Raw genomic sequence first — 25,142 nt, 5'->3', positions numbered from 1 at the left:
GCACCTCCTGCACGGCCGAGATGTCGGGGCTCCGGACGGGTCAGTGTTCTTCGTCCGGAAGCGGAACGTCCCAGGTGCCGAGTGCGGAGAACCCGGAACGTCGCGCAAGGTCACGGGAAGCATGGTTGTCCAGCTGGCAGCGGTACTGGGGTTCGTGCCCCGCTTCAATGGCTGCCTGTGCCAGCGCCAGGACGATGCTTCGCGCATGCCCCTGCCGCCGGAAGCCCGGATGCGTCACCACGCCGATATCGGCAAGCGCGACATCGTCCGCGACCGGGTACGAGCTTCCCGCAGCCACCAGGACGTCTCCCCGGAATGCCCCGTAGGCCATCCAATGGTCGATCTCGACGGCCGCACCGTCGAGATCGGCGGCCGGGACAGCGGCTTCAAATTCGGCGAACGCCTCGGCGTCGTTCGCTGTGAGCCGACGGACTCCGTCACGTTCCGCTTCGGCCGCCAGACGCTGCTTTGCCTCGTCGGGCAGGAAGAAGAGGAAGTCCGCACCGTTGAGCTTGAGGCCTGCGGTTTCAAGGGATTTTCGGAGATCGTCCTCGCTTTCCGATTCGCGTATGCCCGGAAGCCGGCTGACGGTTTCCGTGACGAGCACGCATGTGCGGTGCCGGCGGGAGAGGATCTGGACCCGTTTCCCGTGGCTCAGGGTGTTGTTGACTGCAATCCGATACGTATCGCTTTCGTGCAAGGGTTCCCCCGATTCAAAGGGGGCCACCCAGTGTTCCGACACGAGGTTCGCAAATTCGGTCATGATTTCCTTCGTCCTTCCAATCGCCAGTGACACCGGCGTATGCCCGTTGGTGGTGGTCGTGGATGGAAGCCTCCGGGCGGCTCCGCCAGCACCCCTGCTCGCATTGGCATATGTCAATCAGTTGTCGTAGGGTTCAAATATGCCCCGTGCCGGGGCTGATGGCAACAGGGTCTCCAGTATGGGTGCCGCTGTTGGACTCTGGTAGGTGCTCCATCCCGGTGGCATCTGCAAGCGACATCGGGACAAGGAAGTGCATGACGACCCTACGTAAGGCCACGACGCAGGACCATCCCGCGCTGCTGGAAATCTGGCGGCGCTCAGTTGAAGCCACCCACAAATTCCTGACCCCTGCGGATATCGATGCCATCGAGGAAGACGTGGCCAGGTACCTGCCGCAGATGACTGATCTGCGCGTTGCCGAAGCAGCGGAGGGGCCAGCCGGATTCATCGCGATTGAGGATGGCACCGTGGAGATGTTGTTCGTTGACGCGGCCCGCCAAGGCAGGGGAATTGGGAGTGCGTTACTCGCTTCTGTTGCTGCCGGTCATGACGTTCTCCGCGTCGACGTCAATGAGCAGAACCCCACCGGTCGTGCCTTTTATGCGGCAAGGGGTTTCGCGGAGATCGGGCGCTCTGCAACCGACGGGCAGGGTCGGCCATTCCCGCTCCTGCATTTGGTGCTTGCCAACTAGCGAAAACCTGCAGCGTGAGCGTGGCCTGTCGAAGGCGGCGATTCCTCGGACCCATGGACGGTGAGTTGATCGCGCCGGCACCCGCCTGGGTGCCTATTCGCTGCGGAGCATCCCCATCATCACGATGTCCTCGTACACGCCACGCACCCAGGCGTGTTGGCGCAGGCGCCCCTCGAGTACGAACCCCGCTTTTTCGTAGGAACGGATGGCTCCCAGGTTAGAGGCGATCACCTGCAAGTGCACGCGGCGCAGGTTGCAGCGCACGAAGGCGAACTCGGCGATCTGCGAGATGGCCGTGGTGCCTATGCCCTTTCCCCGGGCTTCGGGGACCAGAGCGATTCCGACCTCCGCATGGCGGGCGAGCTCGTCGAAATCGAAGAGCGAAACGCTGCCAACGGCGGCGCCGTCCACCTCGATCACAAAACGCACGTTTTTCCCGGCCGGGTCGGCATCTGTCTGCGCCAGTCTGGCCTTGAAGGCGTCCCGGTCCAGCGGTGAAGGGGTTGCGGCGCTGCGTTCCTCCCACGTGTCCAAGTCGCCGGCGATCCGGAACAGCACCTCAAAATCTTCTTCGGAACGGGCGCGCAGGGTGATCCGTTGGGAGATGGGCATGTCTGGGATCCTACCCATCGGGCCGGGGCCGGAAAAGGGGGCCGCAGGTGTCGGAAGCGCCCGGCCGTATTCCATCAGTCAGCTTCCCGATGGCCCGCGGCTTCTCCAAGCCCAATCCAAAGGGCCGGGACAGCGGCCGTTGTGCGGGCTTGCTGCGGCAGCCGATTTTGCCCGGGCCGCGCGATCCGCCATGCGGGGAGCGCGGTGCACTGTCGGCCAGGTTCGGTCCTCATCCCCTTGGAAGCAGCGGATGCCTGGAGGGAAAGCATGATCGGCTCGGGTGAAATGGTTGCCTCATTCAAGCAGGCTCGTTTCGGGACCGCCCGGATTGCTGCCCGAGATTCATCGGGTGGCCACAGCGGGCCGGGCGCCCCGTGGTGTCTCGCCGTGCCCGGACGGCCCTGCCCTTCGGGGGGCGCGCCGGCATGGGGGTCCAAGGCAACGGAATCCCGTTGTTCAGTTATGGCCGGTTAACTTAATACCGTTGGCGCGCGAGGCCTGGAGAAGCCCGGCTTCTTGAGGCAACGGGGTGCCCGGACGCTACGGGAGCCGTGCCACAAAAAGTGTTTACGGGCAGCAATATCGGGTAAGTTAGGGATGTTGAGATCAATTCGGACCACTCATATCCGAGAAGACCGTTCAGGGAGATGCCTCACCTATGGCCAAGATTATTTATACCCACACCGACGAAGCTCCGATGTTGGCGACCCACTCGTTCCTGCCGATTGTCGAGGCCTACGCCTCGACCGCGGGTGTGGAAATCGAGACGCGCGACATCTCGTTGGCCGGCCGCATCATTTCCACGTTCGGTGACTACCTCACCGCGGAACAGCAGATTCCCGACGCACTGGCCGAGCTCGGTGCCCTGGCCAAGAGCCCGGACGCAAACATCATCAAGCTGCCGAACATCTCGGCATCCATCCCGCAGCTCAAGGCGGCCATCGCCGAACTGCAGGCCGCCGGCTACGCACTTCCGGACTACCCGGACAACCCGTCCTCCGACGAGGAAACCGACGTCCGCGCCCGCTACGACAAGATCAAGGGTTCCGCAGTGAACCCGGTGCTGCGCGAAGGCAACTCCGACCGCCGCGCGCCGTTGAGCGTCAAGAACTACGCCCGCAAGAACCCGCACACCATGGGTGCCTGGACCGCGGATTCGAAGACCAACGTCGCCACCATGGGCGAGGACGATTTCCGTTCCAACGAGAAGTCCGTGGTCATCTCCAAGGACCAGAACCTCACCATCCGTTTCGTCGGCGAAGACGGCGAAGTCAAGGTCCTGAAGAAGGCCTTCCCGGTCCTCAAGGACGAGATCATCGACGGCACCGTCATGCACGCCGCGTCGCTGGCCAAGTTCCTGAAGGAAGCCGTCGCCCGCGCCAAGGCCGACGACGTGCTCTTCTCGGCCCACCTGAAGGCCACCATGATGAAGGTCTCCGACCCGATCATCTTCGGCCACGTCGTCAAGGCGTACTTCTCCGAGCTCTTCGAGGTCTACGGCGAGCAGCTCGCCGCGGCGGGCCTGAACCCGAACAACGGCCTGGCCGCGATCCTCGGCGGGCTCGACGAGCTCTCCGACGAGGTCCGCACGGGTGTCGAGGCACTGATCGCCAAGGGCTTCGCCGAGGGCCCGGCCCTGGCGATGGTCGATTCGGACAAGGGAATCACCAACCTGCACGTCCCCTCGGACGTCATCGTCGATGCGTCGATGCCGGCCATGATCCGCTCCTCGGGCCACATGTGGGGCGCCGACGGCAAGGAAGCCGACACCCTGGCCGTCCTGCCGGATTCCTCCTACTCGGGCATCTACCAGGCCGTGATCGACGATTGCCGTGCCAACGGTGCCTACGATCCGACCACCATGGGCACCGTTCCGAACGTGGGCCTGATGGCCCAGGCCGCCGAGGAATACGGATCCCACGACAAGACCTTCGAGATCAAGGCAGCGGGCCACGTGCAGATCCTTGACGCCAGCGATGGCGTGCTGATCGAGCACCAGGTCTTCCCGGGCGACATCTGGCGCGCCTGCCAGACCAAGGACGTGCCGGTGCGCGACTGGGTCAAGCTGGCCGTCAACCGCGCCCGCGCCTCGCAGACCCCGGCCGTCTTCTGGCTGGATGCGACCCGCGCGCACGACGCCGTGCTGATCGCCAAGGTCAACGAGTACCTCAAGGACCACGACACCGAGGGCCTGGTCATCGAGATCCTCTCGCCGGTCGAAGCCACCAAGTACACCATCGAGCGCATCCGCCGCGGCGAGGACACCATCTCGGTCTCCGGCAACGTGCTGCGCGACTACCTCACCGACCTGTTCCCGATCCTCGAATTGGGCACCAGCGCCAAGATGCTCTCCATCGTGCCGCTGATCGCCGGTGGCGGCCTGTTCGAGACCGGTGCCGGCGGCTCCGCCCCGAAGCACGTCCAGCAGCTGGTGGCCGAAAACCACCTGCGCTGGGACTCGCTGGGCGAGTTCCTGGCCCTGGCCGTCTCCTTCGAGCACCTGGCCAACACGTCGGACAACAAGCGCGCGCAGATCCTGGCGGACACCCTGGATGCCGCAACCGGCACCTTCCTGCTGGAGAACAAGTCGCCCAAGCGCAAGGCCGGCGAGCTGGACAACCGCGGCAGCCACTTCTACCTGGCCAAGTACTGGGCCGAGGAACTGGCCGCGCAGACCAAGGACGCCGAGCTGGCCGCCGCCTTCGCACCGGTCGCCGCGGCCCTGGGCGGCAACGAGGAAGCCATCGTGGCCGAGCTCGCCGCCGTGCAGGGTGCCCCCGTCGAGCTGGGCGGCTACTACCGCCCGGTCGAGGAGAAGGTCGCAGCCGTCATGCGCCCGAGCGCCACGCTGAACTCGGCACTGGAACTGCTCACCAAGTAGTCCCGCACCGCACGGCAACGGCGGGCCGCCTTCCCCATGCTGGGACGGGCGGTCCGCCGTTGGCGTACCTGCGGGATCCGGTTCCAGCGGCCGCGCACCGTCGGGCGGGGGCGGGACGGTGCGCGGGGCCGGCGGTGCTGCCGGCTGCTGCTAGAGCCCCCGTCCGGCCTCCCAGAGTCCCTCGGAGGTCCCTGTCAGCAGGGCGTTGACGGACACCGCCTGCGCGTCGGTGAAGGAAGCGATGTAGTCGACGATGGCGCGGGCCCGGCCCAGCCGTTCGACCTCGCCGTGGCCCGCCTCTTCGAACAGGCCCGGCGCCTGCTTGCGCAGCAGCCGGTACTCGCCGGTGGCGGCCTCGATGGAGTCAAGCAGCCGGCGGGGGGCGCGCGCTGCGTCGTAGCGGTCCTCCAGCCAGGCGTGCAGCCCCTCGGCGAGCGAGGCGATGATGCGGGTTTGCCCGCGCTGGTACACGGCCAGGTCGGAGCGCTCCAGCACGAAGCGCGAGTGCACGAACTTGAGCACCACCACGTCGTGCCAGGCCTCGTCGGCCAGTCGGACGTGCCCGCTGCGGACGGTGGGTTCCTGTTCCACCGCGATCGAGGCCTGCAGCCTGTCGATCCAACGCCGCGTGAACCCGGTGACCGCGCGGTCGGCCTCCAGCCCGCCGTCGTAGGGGACGGCCAGCAGGCCATCGACAAGGTCGCGGCCGACCCGCTCCACCGAGGCGCGGAAGGCCTCCGCATTGGCGATCCACGGGTCCTTCGCCGCGACGTGACGCCAGGTGCGCTCCAGCGCATGCCCGGGCCTGCGGGTGTCGAGGTCGGTGTCGGGGGTCCGCGCGAGCTCCGCGCCGGAATCCAGCCAGGCCCGCAGCTCGGTGGAGACCGTGGGGTACTGCAGCACCCCGGCCCTGTAGAAATCGTCGAGGTCGTGGACGGCGTAGGCGATGTCGTCGGCGATGTCCATCACCGAGCACTCAAGGGTCTGCTGGTGCCGGGCGATGCCCGGGAACACCGAGAGCACCTCGTGCATCTCCGCGGCCTCGATGTCGTAGGCGGAAAACTTGTGCGCCCCGGCGCCGCCGGACCCGACGCCGCGTGGCAGCATCCGCGCGGGGCCGCCGGGCCGTCCCTGCCACTCGTTGCGGGTCCACGGGTACTTGAGCACCGCGGCGCGCACCGCCGCGGTGAGGTTCAGCCCGCGCGGCGTGGCCTCGCAGCTGTCCAACGCCGTGAGGATGCGGAAGCTCTGCGCATTGCCCTCGAAGCCGTCGGGAAGCCCCAGCGTGCGGCGGGCCACGCGGTCCAGTTCCTGCTCGCCCAGGTGCCCGAACGGGGGGTGCCCCAGGTCGTGGGCGGCGGCCGCGGCCTGCACCACCACGGGGTCGCAGCCGCCGAGCCCCGCCACGGTCTTGCGCGTGTGCTCGTCCGCGTTGATCAGGCCGATGGCGATGGAGCGTGCCACTGCGGAGACCTTGAGCGAATGCGTGAGCCGGTTGTGCACCATGGTGCCGGCGCCCGCCTGCGGGATGACCTGCGTGACGGCCGAGAGCCGGGAGAAGTAGGGGGAGAACCTGATGCGTTCGATGTCGATGCGGAATTCGTCCTCGCCGGCGCGCATGGCCTCGGGGATGGAGCGGCCGCGTCCGCCGCCCTGGTGGGTCTTCTGCCTGGTATCCATGGTGCGACCCAGCCTAGTTCGGTGCCGGGGCCCGGCCGCGCACCTGCCGCGGAACGCGCCGGGGGTGTCGCGGGGCATCGCGGCGTGCCGGCGGGGGAACCGGTGCCGGCTCCCCGGCACCGGGAGGCGCGGGAAGCCGGTGCGGGGAGGCGGCACGCCCGACCGTCACACTGGCTTCACACTTGGCGGCGAAAGTAACGCAATGGCGTCGGATCGCCGCAAATCCGCGGGATTCACCGAACCACCAGCGTCACAAAGGCGTCGGGCGGTGCCGCGGAGCGGGGCGGAAAACGTCATGTGAAGCGTTTTTGCCCCGCGTGACGCGGTGCGCGCCAGGCGCCTTGCACGCCGGGCGGAACCTGGAACATGATGAATGCATCAACCATCAAGAGCGGCTGAGAGATCTGGCTCGTTGACGCCGCAGCAACCATCGGTTCGATGGATTCCCCCGTGCGGGGCGTCCGTCCTCGAGGGTGCTAAGGCCAGAAGCGATGGAGCCGCTTCACAACCCGCTCACCATCGCCGCGCACCTCCGTCCCGGAGGGTCGCGGCTATTGTGGCGTACCTGGGGCCTCCCTCGTTCTGACGAGGAGAAACACATGAGCATTGCACCGTCCGCGGCCCCGCCGTCACTGTCCTACGAGCTGTACCCGCCGGTGAACCGCGACGCGACCGAGGGCGTTTTCAACAGCATCGAGGCGCTGCAGGCCTCGAGCCCCGACTATGTGTCGGTCACCTACTCCGGCACCCATGCACGCCGCCGGGCCTCGCTGGAACTCATCGAACACCTCATCCAGAACACCAGGCTGCGCCCGCTGGCGCACCTGACCTGTGTGGGGGAGAGCCGCCAGTCCCTCGAGAACCTGATCCGCCACTTCATCTCGCTCGGGGTGCGCGGGGTCCTGGCCCTGCGCGGGGACCTGCCCACCGACCCCGACGGGTGGCGCGGGGAGTTCCCGTTCGCCCGCTACCTCATCGAGCTCATCCGCGAGGTCGAGTCCGAGCACTCGGCGGCGTTGGCCGGCGGCCGGCTGGGCGTGGGTGTGGCGGCCTACCCGATCCGGCACCCCGAGTCCCCGTCGTTCGAGCACGACGTGGAGGTGCTGCTGGCCAAGGAGCGCTCCGGGGCCAACTACGCGATCACCCAGGTGTACTTCCGCCCGGAGGAGTACACCCACCTTGTCGACGCGGCACGCCGCGCCGGGGTGTCCATCCCGATCATCCCGGGGGTCATCCCGCTGAACTCGCTGAAGCGGCTGAACCGGCTGGCAGCGATGACGGGCGTCGAACCGGACCCGGTGCTGGCACACGCGCTGGAAACCGCGGGCAGCGACGCCGAACGCCACCACCTCGGGGTCACCGCCGCCGTCACGCTGGCGCGGCGCGCGTTCGACGACGGGGCCCCCGGGGTCCACCTGTACACCTTCAACGACCACCGCGGGTCACTCGATGTCATCGAACGGCTCGAACTGCCCCGCACCCGCGCCCAGGTCGTCAATTCCTGGGCGGCCCGCGCCGCCGTCTAGGCGCGCCGGGCCCGCACCAATCCCCACCGACTCTTTCCCCCACGTTCAACACCCAAGGAGAAACACCATGACGAAGCCAACCTTCCCCGCAGCATCCATCCTCGGCTACCCGCGCATCGGCCCGAACCGCGAGCTCAAGAAGGCCCTCGAGTCCCACTGGGCCAAGCGCACCGACGAGGCGGCGCTGCACACCGCGGCCCGCGACCTGCAGCAGGCAAACCTGGCCACGCTGGCCGCCCTGGGCCTGGGTGCCGCCGACGCCTCGCTGCCCGGCGACTTCGCCTACTACGACCAGGTGCTCGATGCCACCGTCGCGCTCTCCGCGCTGCCCACCCGCTTCGCGGACCTTGCCGACGCCGACGGCGCCATCAGCACGGCCGCCTCGTTCGTGCTGGCCCGCGGCGACGAGTCCCGCGCCCCGCTGGAAATGACAAAGTGGTTCGACACCAACTACCACTACCTGGTCCCGGAGATCGGCCCCGCCACCCCGATCTCCGCCAACGCCACGCCGCTCCTCGAGTCCTTCACGGCGCACGCCGCCGCCGGAAAGACCATCCGCCCCACCCTCGTGGGCCCCATCACCTACCTGCTGCTGGCCAAGGCCGAGGACGGCGCACCGGGGGGCTTCGACCCGCTGACCCGCATCGACGAGGTCGTCGCCGCCTACGCCCGGATCCTGGGCGAGCTCGCCGCCGCGGGCGCCCCGTGGATCCAGCTCGACGAGCCGGCCCTCGTCACGGACCGCGGCGCCGAGCTGGCACTGCCCGGCGGCCTGGCCGAGTCCGTCTACGCCACACTGGCCGCCGCCACCGAACGCCCGGCCCTGCTGGTGACCTTCGGCTACGGCACCGCCGGAGACACCGCCCGCCCGGGCGCCACCCAGGGCCTGCTGGCCCGCGCCGGCGTCGAGGCGGTCCACGCGGACCTGGTCCGCGGCCTGGCCCCGCGGGCCGAGTTCCTCGGCGACCTGGCCGGATCCACCCTGGTGGCAGGCATCGTCGACTCGCGCAACATCTGGCGCAACAACCTCGCCGCCTCGCTTCAGGTGCTGACGGCCCTGCGCACCGAGGTCCAGGCCGCCAACGGCACCCTGGCCGTGGGCACCGCCACCTCCCTGCAGCACGTCCCGCACGACGTCGCCCTGGAAAACAACCTGCCGGCGCACCTGCCCGAGTGGCTCGCCTTCGCCAACCAGAAGGTCGCCGAGGTCATCACGCTGGCCAAGGGCCTGGCGGAGGGCGAGGCCGCCATCGCCGCGGAGCTCGCCGCGGCCGCCGAGGCCATCGAGCACCGTGCGTCCTTCGCCGGAACCACCGTTGCCGCGGTCCGCGAACGCCTTGCCGCACTGACCGACGCCGATTTCTCGCGCTCCGCCGCCGGCGTGCGCGAGGCCGCCCAGGAGGCCGCGCTGAACCTGCCGGTGCTGCCGACCACCACCATCGGTTCCTTCCCGCAGACCGGCGAGGTCCGCACCGCCCGCGCCGCGCACCGCAACGGCAGCATCGACGACGCCGCCTACGAGGGCTTCCTCAAGGCGGAGATCGCACGCGTCGTGGAACTGCAGGAACGCCTGGGCCTTGACGTGCTGGTGCACGGCGAACCCGAGCGCAACGACATGGTCCAGTACTTCGCCGAGAACTTCGACGGCTTCTCCGAGACCGCCAACGGCTGGGTCCAGTCCTACGGCTCGCGCGCCACCCGTCCCTCGATCCTCTGGGGCGACGTCTCCCGCCCGGCGGCCTTCACCGTCCCGTGGATCTCCTACGCGGCGTCGCTGACCAGCAAGCCGTTCAAGGGCATGCTCACCGGCCCGGTCACCATCCTGGCCTGGAGCTTCATCCGCGACGACCAGCCGCTGGCGGTGTCCGCCAACCAGGTGGCGCTGGCCCTGCGCGACGAGATCGCGGACCTGCAGGACGCCGGCATCTCCATCATCCAGGTCGACGAGCCGGCACTGCGCGAGCTGCTGCCGCTGCGCAAGGCCGACCAGGCGGACTACCTGAAGTGGTCCGTCGACTCCTTCCGCCTCTCCACCGCCGGCGCCGTGGATGCCACGCAGATCCACACGCACCTGTGCTACTCGGAGTTCGGCGAGATCATCGACGCGATCGACGCGCTCGACGCCGACGTCACCTCGATCGAGGCCGCCCGCTCCCGCATGGAGGTCACCGCGGACCTGACCGGGTTCGGCTACTCCCGCGGCATCGGCCCGGGCGTGTACGACATCCACTCCCCGCGCGTCCCGTCCACCGAGGAGGTCGCCGAGCTCATCGAGATCGCCCTGGCCTCGCTGCCGGCCAAGCAGCTGTGGATCAACCCGGACTGCGGCCTGAAGACCCGCGGCTACGCGGAAACCGAGGCGTCGCTGGCCAACCTGGTCCAGGCCACGCTCGCGGCCCGCGCCGCCATCGGCGCCACCGCCGGGGCCACCGCCTAGCGCGGATCCGCCCCGCACCACCGCCGCGGGCCCGGCCCAGGGGTCCCAGCCCCGACCGGGCCCGCGGCGGCACGGGGGAGGACGCGCGCCCGGCATCGGCCCGCACCCCGGTGCCGCCCGCGCCCGTCCCTCCCCGAACCCTTCCCAGCACCACGCCCCGAAAGGCACGATCATGGCGACCAACACCTGGCAGAACGCCACCACCGAAATCCACACCGGATACAGCCCCGCCGGCCCGCACCGGCCCATGACCGTGCCGATCTACAACTCCGCAGCCTTCGAGTTCACCGACTACGCCACCGCCGCCGAGCTGTTCCGGCTGAAGAAGGCCGGCTTCACCTACTCGCGCACCGGCAACCCCACGGTCTCCGTGCTGGAGGCGCGTGCCGCGGCGCTGGAGGGCGGCATCGGTGCGCTGGCCACCGCCACCGGACAGTCGGCCGTCGCCGTGGCACTGCTGGCCCTGTTGCAGGGCCCCAACCACCTGGTGGCCTCCAACAAGCTCTACGGCGGCACCGTCGACCTGCTCACCGACACCTTCGCGGACTTCGGGATCACCGTCACCTTCGTCGACCCGGAGGACCCGGCGAACTGGGCGGCGGCCATCACCGCGAAGACCCGCGGCTTCCTGCTGGAATCCGTCTCCAACCCGCTGATCACCCTGGTGGACCTGCGCGCCATCGCGGACACCGCCCACGCCGCGGGCATCCCGTTGGTCGTGGACAACACCCTGGCCACCCCGGCGGCGTACCGCCCCATCGAGTTCGGCGCGGACATCGTGGTGCACTCGGCCACCAAGGCGCTGGCCGGCCACGGCTCGGTGCTCGGCGGGCTGGTCATCGACGCCGGCACCTTCGACTTCTCCGACGCGACCCGCTGGCCGCAGATCGCCGCGCCCAAGGCCCGCTACTACGGGGACTCGCTGCTGGAGCGCTACGGGGCCAACGCGTACCTGATGCTGGCCCGCTCCAAGTTCCTGCACGACCTGGGGCCCACGCTCGCCCCGGCCTCCGCCTCCGCGATCCTCACCGGCATCGAGACGCTCTCGCTGCGCGTGGCCAAGGCCCAGTCCAACGTGCTGGAGCTGGTGGCGGCCCTGGAGTCGCACCCGGCCGTGGCGCGGGTCCACCACCCCTCGCTGGCCACCCACCGGGACCACGGGCTGGCGCTCCGGGACTTCCCGGCCGGCACCGGCTGCGTGTTCTCCTTCGACCTGCACGACGCCTCCGCCGTGGCGCGGGTCGTCGACTCCGTGAAGCTCTTTGCGCTGGCCGCCAACATCGGCGACGCCCGCTCGCTGATCGTGCACCCCGCGGCCATGACGCACTGCCGGCTCTCCGACGCCCAGCTCGACGCCGCCGGGATCTCCGCCGGGACCCTGCGCGTCTCGGTGGGCCTGGAGGACCCGGCCGACCTGGTCGCCGATCTGACCGCCGCGCTGGATGCGCTGACCCAAGAAACCACACCACCGACCCGCGAATCCGTCGGCGTCTAGGAAGGAACGACCATGAGCAACCCCGCAGCACCAGCCCACTCCCGTGACACGCACTCCTTCAACACGCTGGCCATCCACGCAGGCCAGGCACCGGACCCGCTGACCGGGGCGGTGATCCCGCCGATCTACCAAACCAGCACTTTCGTGCAGGACGGCATCAACGTGCTGCGCAACGGCCACGAGTATTCCCGCGGCTCCAACCCGACCCGCGGCGGGTTCGAAACCCAGCTCACTGCCCTGGAGGCCGGGCATGCGGGCTTCGCCTTCGCCTCCGGGATCGCCGCCGAGGACGCGCTGCTGCGCGCGGTGCTGGAGCCCGGGGACCACATCGTGCTGGGTGCCGACGGCTACGGCGGCACCAACCGGCTCATCAACCGCCTGCACGGCAAGTGGGGGATCACCAACACCCCGGTGGACATCACCGACCTCGCTGCGGTGGCCGCCGCGGTGCAGCCCGGGAAGACCGCGCTGCTCTGGGTGGAAACCCCGTCCAACCCGCTGCTGGGCATCGCCGACGTGGCAGGCTGGGCGCGGATCGCCCGCGAGGCAGGCGCGCTGCTGGTCGTGGACAACACCTTCGCCACCCCGTTCCTGCAGCAGCCGATCACCCTCGGCGCGGACGTCGTGGTGCATTCGACAACCAAGTACATCGGCGGGCACTCGGACGTGCTCGGCGGTGCGGTGGTCGTGGCGGAGCGGATCTTCCGCGGCCAGCCGCTGTCCGAGGCCGTCGGGTTCCAGCAGTTCGCCGGGGGAGCGGTGGCCGGCCCGCAGGACTGTTTCCTGGCGGCCCGCGGGCTCAAGACCCTGGGGCTGCGCATGGAGCGCCACTGCTCCAACGCGGCGGCGATCGCCCAATGGCTGACCGGCCGCGAGGAAGTGTCGGCGGTGCTCTACCCCGGGCTCGCATCGCACCCGGGGCACGAGCTGGCCAAGGCGCAGTCCCGCGGCTTCGGCGGCATCGTCTCGCTGCGGTTCGTCGGCGGCGAGGCGGCGGCCCGCGCGTTCGCCGAATCGACCGAGCTCTTCGCTCTCTCGGTCTCCCTGGGCGGTGTCGAATCGCTGGTCTGCTACTCCTCGGAGATGACGCACGCATCCGTGATCGGCACCCCGCTGGCGGTGCCCAAGGACCTGGTCCGGCTCAGCGTCGGCATCGAACAGGTCGAGGACCTGCTGGCCGACCTTGAGTTGGGGCTGGCCGCGGCACGCCGCGCCTCCCTGGTGGCAGCCACGGCCTGAGCGGGGTTTCCCGGCGGAAACACCGGGACAAGGGGTTTGCGTTGGCCGGGCATGGGGGTCTGAGGGGGCCGAATCCCGGCCAACGCATTCAACGTTGCAGGGCCGTCGGAACACTCCGGCGGCCCTGTGCCGTGCCGCCGCCGGTTCCTGCCTCTCGCGCGGGACATGGGCGATGATGGAGGCATGGACTTCGAATTGCGCACCATTGCCGGCTGCCCGAACAGCGCCCCGGCCGGCGAGCTGTACCTGCGCGCGCTGGAGGCGGAGGGGATGGACCCTGGGAAGCTGCGGATCCGGGAACTCTCCACCAAGGAGGAAGCCCGCGAACTGGGGTTCCACGGGTCCCCGACGTTCGTGGCCGGGGGCGCCGACCTGTTTGGTTCCGCGGCCGAGCCCGCACTCAGCTGCAGGGTCTACCCGACCCCGGAGGGGCTGGCCGGGCTGCCGTCGCCCGGGGTATTGCGCGCGGCGCTACGCGCGGCGCTGCGCCTGCCCGCAGGATCCGCCTGAACGGCCGGGACAACGCGAAGGCGGCGTGTGCCGGTGGAGGACCACCGGCACACGCCGCCTTCGTTCACGCCCGGGAAAGGGCTCACCCGAACCGCCTAGCGGGTGCTGGCCAGGTCGTTGGGGTAGCGGATCCCCAGCTGGTGGCGGATGCCGTCGAAAATCGCCATGGTGCTGACCGAGTGTTCCCACGGCATGGTGGGGGACTCGTTAAGGCCCTGCTGGATGCAGCGCGTGGCTTCGCGGAACTGGTAGGTGTAGTTGTTGCCGACCGGCTCGAAGACCTCGGTGCGGCTGAGCCCCTTGGCCGGGTGGATGAACAGCTTGGTGGGGTTGTGCAGCGGTGCGTTGGTGCCGAGCCAGCCGTTGCTGCAGGCCACCCGTGCCTCGCGCGGGGGAGTGGCGGTCAGCGTCGTCATCAGCTGCGCGTGGCGCACGCCCGGGTAGCCGAGCGTGATGGCGTTCTGGATGTCCACGCCGTCCTCGTTGAGGTCGGCGCTGGCCTGGACCGAGGTCGGGAAGCCCATGGCTCCGATGGCCCAGGTGAGCGGGTAGATGGACATGTCCAGCAGGGCCCCGCCGCCGTCGGCCGGGTTGAAGAGGCGCCAGGCCGGGTCGTACTCGGCCTTGAAGCCGAGGTCGGCCTGGACCCAGGACACCTCGCCGAGCTCGCCCGATTCGAGGATCTCCAGGGCACGCGCAAACACCGGGGTGAAGCGCGACCAGACGGCCTCCATCAGGAAGAGGTCGCGTGCTCCGGCCTCGGCGACGAGCGCACGTGCCTCGTGGGCGTTGATGGTCAGCGATTTCTCGCAGACCACGTGCTTCCCGGCCTTCAGCGCGGCCATGGCGATCTCGAAGTGCTGGCCGTGCGGGGTGCCGATGTAGACGGCCTCGACCTCGGGCTCGTCGAACATCGCCTGGTAGGACCCGAAGGCCCACTCGATGTCGTGTTCCTCGGCGAAGATGCGTGCACGTTCCTCGCTGCGCGAGGACACGGCGATGACGTTTGCGTCCCCGAGGGACTGCAGGTCCCTGATCACGTGGGAGACGATCTTGCCGGTGGAAACCACACCCCAGTTCAGGGTGCGGCCCGTGGCATGCACCGGTGAAGGTGCTGAAGGGTGTGCAGTGGGTGGTGCCTGGATGTAACCGGCCATCGCTGTGAACTCCCCTTTGTGGGTCTCTACCGTGGCGCGTTGGCGTCACGGTGCTTGGCTGCCAGCACCAAATAGTGGGCAGCGTTTTCCTTCAGGCCCTCGACTTCTTCATCGGTCAGTTCGCGCCTGACCTTGGCCGGTACCCCGGCAACCAGCGAGCGCGGGGGGACGATCGTTCCCTCGAGCACCAGGGCGCCCGCCGCGACCAAGGAGTTCTCCCCGATGACGGACCCGTTCATGATGGTTGCGCTCATGCCGATCAGGCAGTCGTTTCCCACGGTGGCCCCGTGGACGACGGCCGAGTGGCCCACCGAAACTCGGTCCCCGATGGTGCAGGGGACTCCGGTGTCTGCATGCAGCACCACGTTGTCCTGCAGGTTCGTGCCCGTCCCGACCTTGATCGCGGCCGAATCGCCGCGTGCCGAAACGCCGTAGAAGGCACTGGCCTGCGCCCCCAAGGTGACCTCGCCGGAGAGCGTCGCGGTGGGTGCCACGAAGCAGGTCGGATCGACGGAGGGGGTCTTGGAGTCAATGGTGATGATGTGAGCCATGGCACCACTCTAGCCGGTGCCCGTCGAACGCCCGGGGAGCTCGGCGCGAGGCCACTTCGAGTCGTCTCACCGGTCCTGTCGCCCGAGCTCAACAGGACCGCGCCTCGGGTGCCGGGTGGCAACTATCCGGGGCCACCGGATAGTCTGGGGGATTGACTCCGCGCCTTGAATCGGCGGGACTTGGATCGGTGTTTGACGCCGAAGAACGGGAGCAGCCGGGACGATGTGGCCACAGCACAAGGTTGAGGTTTACGAGCGCATGGTCGCGGAGCTGCGGTCCACGCTGGGGGACCGGGCGACGGAGATCCCGCCGCGGATCCTGGCCGAGCTGCAAGGGACCATCGCATCCGCCGTGCACGCGATCGACACCGGGGCCGAGATCGTGGCGATAGGGCTTCCGGAGCTTGAACCGGAAGCAGGCCCCGGCCCGGAACTGGCAACGGTGGACGAACCTTTGCTTGCCGGATCTGAGCCAGAGCCGGTACCGGTGCCGGCACCTGCCAAACCGGCCATAGACCCGTTCCGCCACGGCACCAAGGCAGAGGCCAACAGGCAGCAAAAGGCCAAGGAGCTGGCACGCTGGCTCTGGGACCGGAACATCTCCGGCGAACAGGTCCTCTCGTACACCAACAAATGGCGCAACAAGATCGCCAGGGCGGCCGGGGTCAACCCGCCCTCGACCCTTGAAACCTGGACCGTAGCCGCAGAACTCATGGAACGCATGGCGCAACTTGCCGAATCGGGTTCCCGGCCAGGGGCCAGCGATCGCCACCACCTTGACGAACACGAGCAGTGGGCCATCGAAAGGTAGCCGGCGCCACCGCTGCCGGAAGGCTTCCGACACACTGGTGGCATGATGGTTCCATGAGCGAAAACGAAGATCCCACGCTGCGTTCCGTCGAATTGAACCGGACGGCAACGGGGCGCTATATCGCCCGCAATGCCACGGGCGCAGAAATCGAATTTGGCCAGGGCGAGGGGCTATTGAGCCCGGTGGAGTTGCTGCTGGCGGCGATCGCCGGCTGTTCGTCGATCGACGTCGACACCGTGACGGCGCGCAGCGCCGAGCCCACGGAGTTCCGGGTCGCCGCCACCGGCCACAAGGTGGTCGAAGACGGTGCCAATCGGATGGACGGATTGCACCTGTCCTTTGGCTTGGCTTTCCCCGACACCGCAGAAGGCAGGAAGGCTGCTGGCCTGGTGGAACGCCTGGTCGACCTCTCGCACGAAAAGTACTGCACGGTGTCGCGGACCGTGGAGCTCGGCACGCCTGTCACGAGCGAGGTCCACGTGGCGCTCGAGGGCACCCGGGACTGAACCGGGACCACCCGGATGCTCCTCGACGCGGCGACGGCATCTTCCCATCCTCATTTCAGTGCGGTTGGATTTCCCCGGCGGACCGGAACGCGCTGCGGGATGGAGAGGGCTAGGCTTCAGTCATGGATGTCGATGGTACCGCGGTCAGGGTCGCCACGGTTGAGGATACTGCCGGTCTCTATGGCCTTACGAGTAAATTCACTCCCGGACTCGCGATGGGCATGGGGGAGTTCGAGGCACACTTTCGGTCCTTGCTGGGGGAACCCAGCTGGCTGGTGGCCGTTGCGGAGGGCCAGTGCCGCTTGACTGGATACGTTGCGATTCAGGACTATGGGCGTGGATTGCGGGGTGCTTTTGCGGTGGGCAGGATCCACGACCTTTTTGTCGATCCGCATGCTCGCCGAAGCGGAATCGGTCGTTCATTGGTGCAGTTCGCATTCGAATGGGCCCGGGTTCGTCCTTCACCGATGATCCTGGACTGGCAGGCAACGCCTGAATCAGTATCTTTCTATGAATCGTTGGGATTCGAAGCCGACTACGTCGGCGATTTCCCGGAGTGTCCCGGATTCACCTTGGACCTACGTTCAGAGCGATAAAGTGCCTTTCGTCAACCGTCCAGATGTGCGATCCTCGCGCTTGGTTGTCTCATTCGCAAACGATGGGAGTAGTGGGTACGCCAACCACAAGTGAATGCTCAGGCTGAAAACATTCGCCGGATTTTGCCAACCCATGTAGTTGCAGCCAAGGTGGAACGAACGGATTTTTGACTTCGGAAGGGGCGACAATGCGAGACGGCGAGTCCACCCGCATGCAACATCTGCGGACCCTCGAAAAAGCAGTCCCCGAGATTGGCTGGAAGCCTACCTACGCAGCCCTAATAGACGGACGCAGGGAATTCGCGGGGTTGGTGGAATCCGGTGTTTGGCGCGGGCACGAAATTCTCATCTTGGTTTATGGTCCCGCTGAGCCCACTTTTGCGTCGATACGCAGGTTCTTCCGCCCGAAGAAACGTGCGGCAGACCGCCCGTTCAAGGAATCCGACTATCTATTCAGCGCAGACTACTGGCAGTTGGATCCTCAGGCACACGGTGGCGAGGAACCAGACATGAGTTTCAGTTCTCTTACCGACTTGGAACAATGGATCGGCCCCGGTGGAATCACATGGTACAGCCCCTTGGAATCTGTCGATGCAGTCGGGAAGATGCTGGTTTAGGGGCAATCAGGTTTTCTGACACATGGGCAGGAAGGGGCCGATCCGAGCTATCGGAATCCGCCCGGGCAAGCCAGAGCCCGGGGCGATCGAATTCCCCGATAGGGTCGTTGAGTGAGACTCTGGCGGCCTTCCACTCAAGCGATGTGTTTGGCCGTAGGAATGGATTCGCTGCGGCTGGTTCCTCGCACCATTGTTTGCGGTGAGAGCTGCTTGACCATTTCCAGTTCTTTTTTGGTGGGATCGAGATTGTAGGCGACTGTGTGGCCGGTGGCCGTGAACCCTCGACGTTCGTAGTACGCCCTGGCGCGGACGTTGTCTTCGTGCACGTGGAGGGTTAGCTGGCTACTCTCAGTGTGCGCCCAGTTTTCTATTGCCTCCAACAAGCGATCGGTCAGCCCGATCTGGCGCCCACGGAATTCCGGAGCCACGTATACGCCTACAAGAAGGGGGCCGGCTTCCGGATTTGGCACGAATGCACCCATCGTCCCTATCCAGCGCCCGGTGTTGGAAATTGCCGCAATCGCGATGCCGTGCTCGGCGGTGCCGCGTTCCCCGCGCATCCTCCACTCGGCTTCGTCATGGGCCAATGCGTCCCCGAGTGTTTCGGCGTAGGCAGTCGGGGTATCGCGGATCATTTCCAAGCGCAGTTCGCGGATTTCACTCCAGTCGGCGCCAACGGTTCGTCGTATTGAAAACTTGTGTGTGCTCACCCGCGAAAGCCTACTTGACGACGCTTCCGTAACCGCAGAGGTGCAGCCACCCGGACCAATGAAAGTATTTGGTAGGACCGCGAGGTTGCGTGTTCCGCGACCGAGCCCATGGGACAAGGACGGTTCGTCGCCATTGAGTGGTGCGGCCCGGGTCGCACCCAAGGTTCTGGAAAGCCAATGATGGACGCCTGGGGAAACTGTGGGATGCGAGACCTTGGGCAGTTTAGACCGGCTACTTGCGGAGCCCTTCGGTTCCATGGTGTTCGTCCTGATCCGCCAGTCAAGGTTCCGGGAGGCGCCGCGCTGCTCCTATCGCTGCGGGAGCTCGGGGTTTTGTGCATGATTCAGAGCCTTGGTGGTGAAGTATGCAACTTCCCCGGTGGCGTCCTCGACACCGAATATGAACTGCCCCGATGGTGTCGCACAGATGTCGATGATGGTTCCCCTGGAACGGGGTGTCACAACCTCATCGCCGGGCTTAAAAGTCACTTTGGCCATAGTCGGATCGTACACACCGTTTAGCAGTTGGTTCACCGGAGAAAGCCGCAAATCTGCCGCCCGTCCGCCACCTGTCGGTTTCGCTTCACGGACTCCCTGTTGTGCCACGCGGCTGGTTCCAGCCATGCCGCAGTCATCGACTTCTTATGATTCGGAACCACTAATGGGTCCGCTTTCTTGCCCGGCGCCTGCATCGGGACCCAGGGTGCCGGCTCTGCACCGGGCCGTCATGCAAGTCGACAGGGAAACGGACAGTGTTCGTATCAGCCCAGAATGGGCGTGCCGCAGGCTTGGCCCTTGGCCTTGCGCCAGCCAAACGGTTCGTCGCGCGGGCAGACTCGGTGGCTGCCCGTGCGGCCAGTACCGGTTCGTACTGGCCGCGCAGCGAAGGTTGAGGCTCTGTACTTCGCCCTGTCCGGCAGCGCCGGAGGGGATCAACGCCCGGGAATCCACGCGGCTTCCCTCAGGCTGCCCACCCGCGGGAGACGGCGTCCAGGGCTGCACTGTATATGGCACTCCAGTCCGCGTCCGGCATGCCCGCCTGTGCCAGCTCCAGGCTGACGAGCCCGTGGACCTGCCCCCAGATGGCGGTGGCCACCTCGTTGACGGGCCCCTGCCGTAGATGACCGGATGCCTGCGCGGAAGCAACTGCTTCCCTCAGGGGTGCCATGGCGTCGGCGGCGACTTCCGGGTTCGGCTGGCAATCGACGTAGGATGCCAGCGCTCCTCCGAACATCAGGCGGTAGAGGGTCCGATGCTCCAGTGCCCAAACGCGGTAGGCGATCCCGAGCCCCTGAAGGCCGTCTGGCGCCGCGGCAGCCTGCGAGTCGTGGAATGACCTGAATCCGTCGTCGACGACGGCTGTCAGAAGCTGGGCTTTTCCCCCGAACAGCGAGTAGACAGCTGTGGTGGACGTCCCGGCTGCCGCTGCCACGTCACGCAGCGTGACCCGTGCAGGGCCGTCCCGGTCCAAGAGCTCGGCCGTGACGGCGAGGAGCTCTTGCCTTAGGGAATGGTTGTGAACAATGGGTCTTGCCATGGAGCCAATCGTTTCATAATCTTGTTTTATAACGGTGTTATGAAACGAGATTGCGGAACCTAGACCTAAGGGGAATGTCATGGTGCAGAAAGTGTTTCCGGGTAGGTACACCGCTGACCCGAACCGTGAGTCGGTGACAGTCTTCCTGATCGGTATGCGGGCGAACCGTTGGTGGAAGATCAAGCGTGTTGGCAAAGTGGCAGCAGCCATGCCACGGATGCTCCAGCATCTGGCTACCAAACCCGAGGCCGGCATGCTCGGATTCGAGCAGTGGTTCGGCCGCACTACCGTGTTGCTTAGCTATTGGGAGAGCCCGGAGCACCTGCGGAAGTTCGCGGCAGATAGGGAATCGCCGCATCTGAAACCGTGGCGGAGTTTCATGAAGGAACTCTCTGGTACGGGCGATATCGGAGTCTGGCATGAGACGTACCAGGTGCCGGCCAGTGGAATCGAGGTTGTTTACAACGGGATGCCTGAGTTTGGGCTTGCCAAGGCGACATCGCATGTTCCCGTCGGCGCGGGGACCAACACTGCGAAGCAACGGATGGGCCGTCATCCGGGGCAGTGACAGAAGCCAAAGGGAACTGGAACAGTCCCCTGCAATAGCCGGCGATGCACCTGCCCGGAAATGGACGTGCAGGCAAGTGGACGGAATCGGTGGCGAATGCGCAGCCAACGCCAGGGGGAATTGCGGCGCGTCCCTTCGGCGCCGAGTTTCCGTAGCCGGAAGGGCATTGACGCTGGAGCCTTCGTATGTACGCCGCGCTTGGCATCTGAATCGTCCCAAAAGGTCCCGAATCGGGCCGCAAGTCCCCGTAGATCGCGCGGGTGTGCTTACACGTAAGAACAACTCCCGATCGATGCTGCGGACAAGGCGGACCCGATCCCATGGGGCATGTTCTCGAGTGTTTGGCCACGCCATGATCTGGCGGTTCGCCCTGAGTGGCAGCGGGTGTCAAATGTGGAACGACGCAACGGCACGGACTGCTATCGTGCCGCAGAAACAGTCGCTGGGCTGTAGCGGGCCTTCTGTCGGATTGCTGGTTTCAAGGTGACGACGAAGGGGTGGTTCCATGGCGAAGCCCATGGGAGGGCTGCTGTTCCTGGTTCTTGCCGCGGTTCTCACGCGCTGTGGTGAGAGCCAAAGCCAACAGACGGGATCCAGCGCGGTTTCCTCGCCGCCGGCCCCGTCAGGCTGTCTTCCTTCCACGGGCGGTGAGCACTTCTATGCCGACCGTTTTGAGTGCAAGAGCTTTGTCTCGGCCGGGTGCAGTGCACCCGGCCGAGACTTGTTCTGGGACGGTTCCACGCCGCTTCTTGTGGACTTTGGCCGAATGAACGGATCGCTGGCCATCGTGGTTCGGATGCCCCTGCGGCGTGCTCAACGTCCCCGTGTCAGTTGGCGCCGACGCCATCATCCCCGATTCCGGGGCCATGATCGAATCCGCGGACGGCTGTTCCGGTTCGGCAGCCGATCACCGGGCATGGATGAGGACCCTCACCGGGTCGCCCATTGCGTACTCCCTGGAAAACGGGTCTCTGGTGCTCACCAACGATATAGGTCGGACCGTTTTCAAGGGCACGCGCACCTACTTGTCCCGCATCCTTGTGAACCGGTTGCGAAGTCGATCAAGCCATCCTGCGGCTTCTGGCATGGCCCGGGACCAGCCTGCTTGAGTGATGAACCGCTCCGTGTCGGCCAGGGCGGCGTCGTACTCGGTGCGGCTGAACACCAATACTTGCGGAAAGAGCGATTCTGGATCGTCGGCATCGGGCTCGTCGTCTTCATCGCCGTCGTCATCGAGGATTCCGGCCCAGTGGGGTTGTTTCCAAACGACTGTTTCGACTGTCCGCTCGACAATCACTGCAAGATTGCCGCAACCCAGATCGCCGCATGCCCGGCAGACAGCGATCTCAAGTTCGGTCTTCGAAAGCCTCTCATCGCGGGCTCCGAACACCCCGCGGTACTCGGCCAGTGCCTGTAGCACCGCTTCGCGCACGAAGCGGCGTGCAAACGGAGAGATTCCCCATTGCTTCCGAGGGTCAACGATGTCGATGACAGCACGCCCATCGATGACAAGATCCACTGTCTGATCAGTCGGGTTCCACCGAGCTGCGATGGATGCGATCGGCGTGCTCGTTGATTCCATCCGGTCAGTATGGCACAGCCAGCATGGGGCAGGCCCGACCATTGGGCGCTGCCTATGGACCGAACATCGTCCTGAAATGCTTCGGCCAGGGCCCCTTCGAGGCGTTTCTTCCTGCCGCACCCTGAGGCGCATGCTCAACTTCGAGGCCGGCCACCCCGGCGCAGGAAGGTCGTGCAAACCACTGCCATAGCGGCGATGATCAGGGCAAGGGTCCCCAACCCTGCGGCAAGGCTCGCGGCCGTGGCGACCGCGCCGACAATGAGCGGTCCGCCCGCGTCTCCAGCCTCCCGGCCAAGCTCCGCGGACCCCATGGTGCGGCCGATTCGCTCCGGTGGCGTCGTAGCGGCGAGGTGGGCAAAGCCAAGGGGCGTGGTCAACCCGATGCCGCAGCCGATCACGAGCGCCGCTGCGTATAGCGTGAGCGGTGTCGGAACCACGGCGAGGGCGCCGATGCCCACTGCGACAAGTGCCAGTCCCCAGCCCATGCCGGAGCGGGACGAGATCCTGCCGTGGTCCCGCAACCGGCCGACGACGGGCTGCGTGAGGGAAGACGCCAGGGCCAGGATTGCCACCAGAGCCATACTGGCCCCCACAGACAATTGCAGTTCCGTGCCAAGCATAGGCAGGAATCCCACTGCGGACCCGAGTGCCGCAGTGGCAGCCGCAAGGGCCATCGTGGGGACGAGGAATGATCGTTCGGTGCTTTGGCGGAGCAGATCCGCGATCGTGTAGCGGGGTCGCGCTAACACAGGGAGATTGGGCATTGCGATCCAGATCCAGATCGCGGCCGCTGCCGATACAACGGCCATGGCCATGAACACTGCTGGGAAGCCTCCGAACCAGATCAGGACTGCTCCGAGCAGCGGCCCCAAGACATAGCCCATACCCTTCCAGGATCCGTATTTTCCGAAGTAGCTTCCGACGGCCGGTCCCGCGAGTCGGGCCACGGCAGCCGAGGACGCGGGGGAGAATGCGGAGGCGGCCGCGCCTTGACCCAGCCGAGCGATCCCCAGGATGAGCGGGGTGGTGCCCAGTGTGCCGACCAGGGAAGCCAGGGTGAAAGCAGCCAAGCCGGCCACGATGACCGGCTTGGCCCCGATCCTGTCGCTGAGGGACCCGAAGATCGGTTTGAGGATGACCTCGGAGACGTCGTAGAGGGCCAGAAGAATGCCGAAGGTGAGCAGACCGATGCCGATTCCGCCGCTCTCTGCGCCCAGGCCGGCTGCGATGCTGTGGGCCCCGAACGCCGTGGTGAAACCCGCAGCATACAGAGGGGCCAGTGCCCAGCCCGAAGGCCCGTCGGACGGGGCCGGAACGGCGAGCTTTCCGGAACTGGGGGAATCATCGGCTCGCCTCATTGGGCCGTTGCCTCGGCTTGCCCGAGTTCTCGGGATCGATCGGATGCTTCGTGCAGAGGAGCGCCGTGGGCTCGCTGGTAGACCTGTTCCGCGTATTCATCCAGGAGGGCAGTACAGGTGCGCAACCGTTGGTTTGCGGTTTCCGCTTCCGCCAGCTCCAGAACGTCACGTTTCTTCAGGTCCCGGTACCAGCGACGAAGTCGTTCGAGGCTTTGTTCCTCTTCCTCGAGCTCCGCGAAAGTGAATTTCTGTTTCCGGACTTCCTTGGCGATTTCCGCTTCGAACTTGCCGCAGTCGGCGATGAATTCGGCCCACTCATCGAGGCGCACTGCTTCGTAGGCATCCCGGATGAGAGAGGTGGATTCCTTGTCACGGGGGGACGCATCAATGATGGCCAAGGTGCCGCCGCCGTTGTGGCACAGTTCCCGGGCCCTTTCCAGGTCGGCTTGGAACACCGGTCCCGCCGGTACGGCCCATGCGCCGGAGGACACCGCGACCGCCCCGGCTTTGCGCAGCTGGCGCCACACGGCGACCCTGTGGCGGGAAGGCTCTGACGGGACTTGTGGGAGAACGATGATCCATTCAATATCTCTTGTCACACCACTGATAGTAACAATCGTTACATGAAAAGATGTGCATATCGTGGTGTCGGCTTTCGAGGTTCTTGCCGCCTTCCCCATGGTTGCTTCCAGCGTAGAGCGGTGTGGAACCAAGAACGAGACACCTTGCAAATGCAGGGATCTGGCTCGAAGAGGGAACCAAGGATGAAGGGAGCCGGTGTGGCCTGGCGATATTCACGCGGTGCCCGTGACCTGGATGCATTCGGGTTTCGGCACACGCATGTGGGTCGTGGGATTTCGGAAGGCTCGGGGGAGACGGCCTCATCGTTGAGAGCGCAATCAGCAGGGTGACACCAACGGAAATTCTGTCAGCATAGAGGCGATCGTATGGGGTCCACGCTGAGCACTACCGAGGCAATGCGAAACCTACCCGGGCCGTGGCGGTTGCCGACGACGGGAAACACGATATGGAAGTTTCCCACAAGGACCGTGAGGATCGTGAAAACCGGAGACCCGTGGACCTGTCCTCCAATGCCGACTGCTGCTTGAAATTCCGATTGTCGTCTTGGGGAAAGAAGCTGACCGGCGGAGCATTGGTGGCGAACATCGCAGGGCCTGACTCCATTGGCGGTTGCGTTGCAGTGATGTGTCGGCAGGTGGCACCGGACCCACTTCTCCCAAGCACCGGGGCCATGCAGGGTGGATGAACAACCCGCCGGACAACTGTTCCCTGAAGTAGGCGCCGGGGCACCAA

The 25,142-nt window shown here is 66.4% G+C and carries 23 protein-coding genes and 1 riboswitch; of the genes, 12 read left to right on the top strand and 11 right to left on the bottom strand.

What is annotated here, in order from left to right; genetic code table 11:
* Positions 1 to 40: 40 nt before the first annotated feature.
* Positions 41 to 763, bottom strand: coding sequence for a GNAT family N-acetyltransferase (locus ACSYDW_RS09860; RefSeq protein ID WP_438338554.1), 723 nt, complete (start codon positions 761 to 763; stop codon positions 41 to 43).
* A gap of 254 nt (positions 764 to 1,017) precedes the next feature.
* Here ACSYDW_RS09860 and ACSYDW_RS09855 point away from each other — a divergent pair, with 254 nt between their 5' ends.
* Positions 1,018 to 1,455 carry an acetyltransferase gene (locus ACSYDW_RS09855; protein WP_438338553.1) on the top strand — a complete coding sequence of 146 codons (438 nt, stop codon included), beginning with the start codon at positions 1,018 to 1,020 and terminating at the stop codon, positions 1,453 to 1,455.
* Positions 1,456 to 1,548: 93 nt separating this feature from the next.
* Here ACSYDW_RS09855 and ACSYDW_RS09850 read toward each other — a convergent pair whose 3' ends face one another.
* The gene (locus tag ACSYDW_RS09850) at positions 1,549 to 2,067 is read right to left on the bottom strand and encodes a GNAT family N-acetyltransferase (RefSeq protein ID WP_438338552.1); all 519 of its coding nucleotides are present in this window, start codon (positions 2,065 to 2,067) and stop codon (positions 1,549 to 1,551) included.
* A gap of 658 nt (positions 2,068 to 2,725) precedes the next feature.
* Here ACSYDW_RS09850 and ACSYDW_RS09845 point away from each other — a divergent pair.
* Entirely contained in the window at positions 2,726 to 4,948 is a 2,223-nt protein-coding gene (locus ACSYDW_RS09845; RefSeq protein WP_438338551.1) for an NADP-dependent isocitrate dehydrogenase, read from the top strand.
* A gap of 150 nt (positions 4,949 to 5,098) precedes the next feature.
* Here the strand turns inward: ACSYDW_RS09845 and ACSYDW_RS09840 are convergent, their stop codons facing one another.
* Positions 5,099 to 6,628 (bottom strand): deoxyguanosinetriphosphate triphosphohydrolase family protein, encoded by a 1,530-nt coding sequence (locus ACSYDW_RS09840; RefSeq protein ID WP_438338550.1) that lies wholly within the window; start codon positions 6,626 to 6,628, stop codon positions 5,099 to 5,101.
* A gap of 379 nt (positions 6,629 to 7,007) precedes the next feature.
* Positions 7,008 to 7,126: riboswitch (SAM riboswitch) on the top strand.
* Positions 7,127 to 7,227: 101 nt separating this feature from the next.
* Between ACSYDW_RS09840 and ACSYDW_RS09835 the strand changes: the two genes are divergently transcribed.
* The 5 genes from ACSYDW_RS09835 (at position 7,228) to ACSYDW_RS09815 (ending at position 13,835) form a co-directional block, all read left to right on the top strand.
* Positions 7,228 to 8,154, top strand: coding sequence for a methylenetetrahydrofolate reductase (locus ACSYDW_RS09835; protein ID WP_438338549.1), 927 nt, complete (start codon positions 7,228 to 7,230; stop codon positions 8,152 to 8,154).
* A 67-nt stretch (positions 8,155 to 8,221) separates the two neighbouring features.
* Entirely contained in the window at positions 8,222 to 10,591 is a 2,370-nt protein-coding gene (gene metE / locus ACSYDW_RS09830; RefSeq protein ID WP_438338548.1) for a 5-methyltetrahydropteroyltriglutamate--homocysteine S-methyltransferase, read from the top strand.
* 172 nt (positions 10,592 to 10,763) lie between these two features.
* On the top strand, positions 10,764 to 12,086 hold the full coding sequence (locus ACSYDW_RS09825; RefSeq protein WP_438338547.1) for an O-acetylhomoserine aminocarboxypropyltransferase/cysteine synthase family protein: 1,323 nt from the start codon (positions 10,764 to 10,766) through the stop codon (positions 12,084 to 12,086).
* A gap of 12 nt (positions 12,087 to 12,098) precedes the next feature.
* Positions 12,099 to 13,325 carry a cystathionine gamma-synthase gene (locus tag ACSYDW_RS09820; RefSeq protein WP_438338546.1) on the top strand — a complete coding sequence of 409 codons (1,227 nt, stop codon included), beginning with the start codon at positions 12,099 to 12,101 and terminating at the stop codon, positions 13,323 to 13,325.
* Positions 13,326 to 13,508: 183 nt separating this feature from the next.
* Complete coding sequence (locus ACSYDW_RS09815) at positions 13,509 to 13,835, top strand: hypothetical protein (RefSeq protein ID WP_438338545.1); 327 nt, start codon at positions 13,509 to 13,511, stop codon at positions 13,833 to 13,835.
* 95 nt (positions 13,836 to 13,930) lie between these two features.
* On the opposite strand, the gene ACSYDW_RS09810 is transcribed toward ACSYDW_RS09815, so the two are convergent.
* Together ACSYDW_RS09810 and ACSYDW_RS09805 are read right to left on the bottom strand one after the other, a co-directional pair.
* Complete coding sequence (locus ACSYDW_RS09810) at positions 13,931 to 14,992, bottom strand: Gfo/Idh/MocA family protein (RefSeq protein ID WP_438338544.1); 1,062 nt, start codon at positions 14,990 to 14,992, stop codon at positions 13,931 to 13,933.
* A gap of 26 nt (positions 14,993 to 15,018) precedes the next feature.
* Positions 15,019 to 15,543 carry a gamma carbonic anhydrase family protein gene (locus ACSYDW_RS09805; protein WP_438338543.1) on the bottom strand — a complete coding sequence of 175 codons (525 nt, stop codon included), beginning with the start codon at positions 15,541 to 15,543 and terminating at the stop codon, positions 15,019 to 15,021.
* Positions 15,544 to 15,766: 223 nt separating this feature from the next.
* On the opposite strand from ACSYDW_RS09805, the gene ACSYDW_RS09800 reads away from it, so the two are divergent.
* The 4 genes from ACSYDW_RS09800 (at position 15,767) to ACSYDW_RS09785 (ending at position 18,073) form a co-directional block, all read left to right on the top strand.
* Positions 15,767 to 16,354, top strand: a complete 588-nt coding sequence (locus ACSYDW_RS09800) for a hypothetical protein (RefSeq protein ID WP_438338542.1) — start codon at positions 15,767 to 15,769, stop codon at positions 16,352 to 16,354.
* 53 nt (positions 16,355 to 16,407) lie between these two features.
* Entirely contained in the window at positions 16,408 to 16,860 is a 453-nt protein-coding gene (locus ACSYDW_RS09795; RefSeq protein WP_438338541.1) for an OsmC family protein, read from the top strand.
* A gap of 122 nt (positions 16,861 to 16,982) precedes the next feature.
* Positions 16,983 to 17,456, top strand: coding sequence for a GNAT family N-acetyltransferase (locus ACSYDW_RS09790; RefSeq protein WP_438338540.1), 474 nt, complete (start codon positions 16,983 to 16,985; stop codon positions 17,454 to 17,456).
* 188 nt (positions 17,457 to 17,644) lie between these two features.
* On the top strand, positions 17,645 to 18,073 hold the full coding sequence (locus ACSYDW_RS09785) for a hypothetical protein (RefSeq protein WP_438338539.1): 429 nt from the start codon (positions 17,645 to 17,647) through the stop codon (positions 18,071 to 18,073).
* 134 nt (positions 18,074 to 18,207) lie between these two features.
* Here ACSYDW_RS09785 and ACSYDW_RS09780 read toward each other — a convergent pair whose 3' ends face one another.
* From ACSYDW_RS09780 to ACSYDW_RS09770, 3 genes are all read right to left on the bottom strand, one after another.
* Positions 18,208 to 18,783, bottom strand: coding sequence for a GNAT family N-acetyltransferase (locus ACSYDW_RS09780; RefSeq protein ID WP_438338538.1), 576 nt, complete (start codon positions 18,781 to 18,783; stop codon positions 18,208 to 18,210).
* A 309-nt stretch (positions 18,784 to 19,092) separates the two neighbouring features.
* Positions 19,093 to 19,407 carry a hypothetical protein gene (locus tag ACSYDW_RS09775; RefSeq protein ID WP_438338537.1) on the bottom strand — a complete coding sequence of 105 codons (315 nt, stop codon included), beginning with the start codon at positions 19,405 to 19,407 and terminating at the stop codon, positions 19,093 to 19,095.
* A 337-nt stretch (positions 19,408 to 19,744) separates the two neighbouring features.
* Positions 19,745 to 20,320 carry a TetR-like C-terminal domain-containing protein gene (locus ACSYDW_RS09770; protein WP_438338536.1) on the bottom strand — a complete coding sequence of 192 codons (576 nt, stop codon included), beginning with the start codon at positions 20,318 to 20,320 and terminating at the stop codon, positions 19,745 to 19,747.
* Between the two features lie 79 nt (positions 20,321 to 20,399).
* Between ACSYDW_RS09770 and ACSYDW_RS09765 the strand changes: the two genes are divergently transcribed.
* A complete protein-coding gene (locus tag ACSYDW_RS09765; RefSeq protein ID WP_438338535.1) occupies positions 20,400 to 20,888 on the top strand; it encodes a DUF4188 domain-containing protein in 489 nt (162 codons plus the stop codon).
* 1,021 nt (positions 20,889 to 21,909) lie between these two features.
* Here ACSYDW_RS09765 and ACSYDW_RS09760 read toward each other — a convergent pair.
* From ACSYDW_RS09760 to ACSYDW_RS09750, 3 genes are all read right to left on the bottom strand, one after another.
* Positions 21,910 to 22,407, bottom strand: coding sequence for a hypothetical protein (locus ACSYDW_RS09760; protein ID WP_438338534.1), 498 nt, complete (start codon positions 22,405 to 22,407; stop codon positions 21,910 to 21,912).
* 197 nt (positions 22,408 to 22,604) lie between these two features.
* Positions 22,605 to 23,828, bottom strand: a complete 1,224-nt coding sequence (locus tag ACSYDW_RS09755; RefSeq protein WP_438338533.1) for an MFS transporter — start codon at positions 23,826 to 23,828, stop codon at positions 22,605 to 22,607.
* Positions 23,825 to 24,508 carry a Chromate resistance protein ChrB gene (locus ACSYDW_RS09750; protein WP_438338532.1) on the bottom strand — a complete coding sequence of 228 codons (684 nt, stop codon included), beginning with the start codon at positions 24,506 to 24,508 and terminating at the stop codon, positions 23,825 to 23,827. Before ACSYDW_RS09750 ends, ACSYDW_RS09755 begins: the two co-directional genes overlap by 4 nt.
* Between the last annotated feature and the right edge of the window lie 634 nt (positions 24,509 to 25,142).

This window comes from Paeniglutamicibacter selenitireducens (assembly GCF_051550675.1).
GTDB lineage: Bacteria > Actinomycetota > Actinomycetes > Actinomycetales > Micrococcaceae > Paeniglutamicibacter.
The sequence above is the reverse complement of the archived record's forward strand: the minus strand, read 5'-3'. Positions and strand labels throughout refer to the sequence as shown.

Excerpts from the sequence above, each read along its gene's own strand:
- ACSYDW_RS09860 (WP_438338554.1), bottom strand. The coding sequence starts at position 763 with ATGACCGAATTTGCGAACCTCGTGTCGGAACACTGGGTGGCCCCCTTT.
- ACSYDW_RS09855 (WP_438338553.1), top strand. The coding sequence starts at position 1,018 with ATGACGACCCTACGTAAGGCCACGACGCAGGACCATCCCGCGCTGCTG.
- ACSYDW_RS09850 (WP_438338552.1), bottom strand. The coding sequence starts at position 2,067 with ATGCCCATCTCCCAACGGATCACCCTGCGCGCCCGTTCCGAAGAAGAT.
- ACSYDW_RS09845 (WP_438338551.1), top strand. The coding sequence starts at position 2,726 with ATGGCCAAGATTATTTATACCCACACCGACGAAGCTCCGATGTTGGCG.
- ACSYDW_RS09840 (WP_438338550.1), bottom strand. The coding sequence starts at position 6,628 with ATGGATACCAGGCAGAAGACCCACCAGGGCGGCGGACGCGGCCGCTCC.
- ACSYDW_RS09835 (WP_438338549.1), top strand. The coding sequence starts at position 7,228 with ATGAGCATTGCACCGTCCGCGGCCCCGCCGTCACTGTCCTACGAGCTG.
- metE (WP_438338548.1), top strand. The coding sequence starts at position 8,222 with ATGACGAAGCCAACCTTCCCCGCAGCATCCATCCTCGGCTACCCGCGC.
- ACSYDW_RS09825 (WP_438338547.1), top strand. The coding sequence starts at position 10,764 with ATGGCGACCAACACCTGGCAGAACGCCACCACCGAAATCCACACCGGA.
- ACSYDW_RS09820 (WP_438338546.1), top strand. The coding sequence starts at position 12,099 with ATGAGCAACCCCGCAGCACCAGCCCACTCCCGTGACACGCACTCCTTC.
- ACSYDW_RS09815 (WP_438338545.1), top strand. The coding sequence starts at position 13,509 with ATGGACTTCGAATTGCGCACCATTGCCGGCTGCCCGAACAGCGCCCCG.
- ACSYDW_RS09810 (WP_438338544.1), bottom strand. The coding sequence starts at position 14,992 with ATGGCCGGTTACATCCAGGCACCACCCACTGCACACCCTTCAGCACCT.
- ACSYDW_RS09805 (WP_438338543.1), bottom strand. The coding sequence starts at position 15,543 with ATGGCTCACATCATCACCATTGACTCCAAGACCCCCTCCGTCGATCCG.
- ACSYDW_RS09800 (WP_438338542.1), top strand. The coding sequence starts at position 15,767 with ATGTGGCCACAGCACAAGGTTGAGGTTTACGAGCGCATGGTCGCGGAG.
- ACSYDW_RS09795 (WP_438338541.1), top strand. The coding sequence starts at position 16,408 with ATGAGCGAAAACGAAGATCCCACGCTGCGTTCCGTCGAATTGAACCGG.
- ACSYDW_RS09790 (WP_438338540.1), top strand. The coding sequence starts at position 16,983 with ATGGATGTCGATGGTACCGCGGTCAGGGTCGCCACGGTTGAGGATACT.
- ACSYDW_RS09785 (WP_438338539.1), top strand. The coding sequence starts at position 17,645 with ATGCGAGACGGCGAGTCCACCCGCATGCAACATCTGCGGACCCTCGAA.
- ACSYDW_RS09775 (WP_438338537.1), bottom strand. The coding sequence starts at position 19,407 with ATGGCTGGAACCAGCCGCGTGGCACAACAGGGAGTCCGTGAAGCGAAA.
- ACSYDW_RS09770 (WP_438338536.1), bottom strand. The coding sequence starts at position 20,320 with ATGGCAAGACCCATTGTTCACAACCATTCCCTAAGGCAAGAGCTCCTC.
- ACSYDW_RS09765 (WP_438338535.1), top strand. The coding sequence starts at position 20,400 with ATGGTGCAGAAAGTGTTTCCGGGTAGGTACACCGCTGACCCGAACCGT.
- ACSYDW_RS09755 (WP_438338533.1), bottom strand. The coding sequence starts at position 23,828 with ATGAGGCGAGCCGATGATTCCCCCAGTTCCGGAAAGCTCGCCGTTCCG.
- ACSYDW_RS09750 (WP_438338532.1), bottom strand. The coding sequence starts at position 24,508 with ATGGGGAAGGCGGCAAGAACCTCGAAAGCCGACACCACGATATGCACA.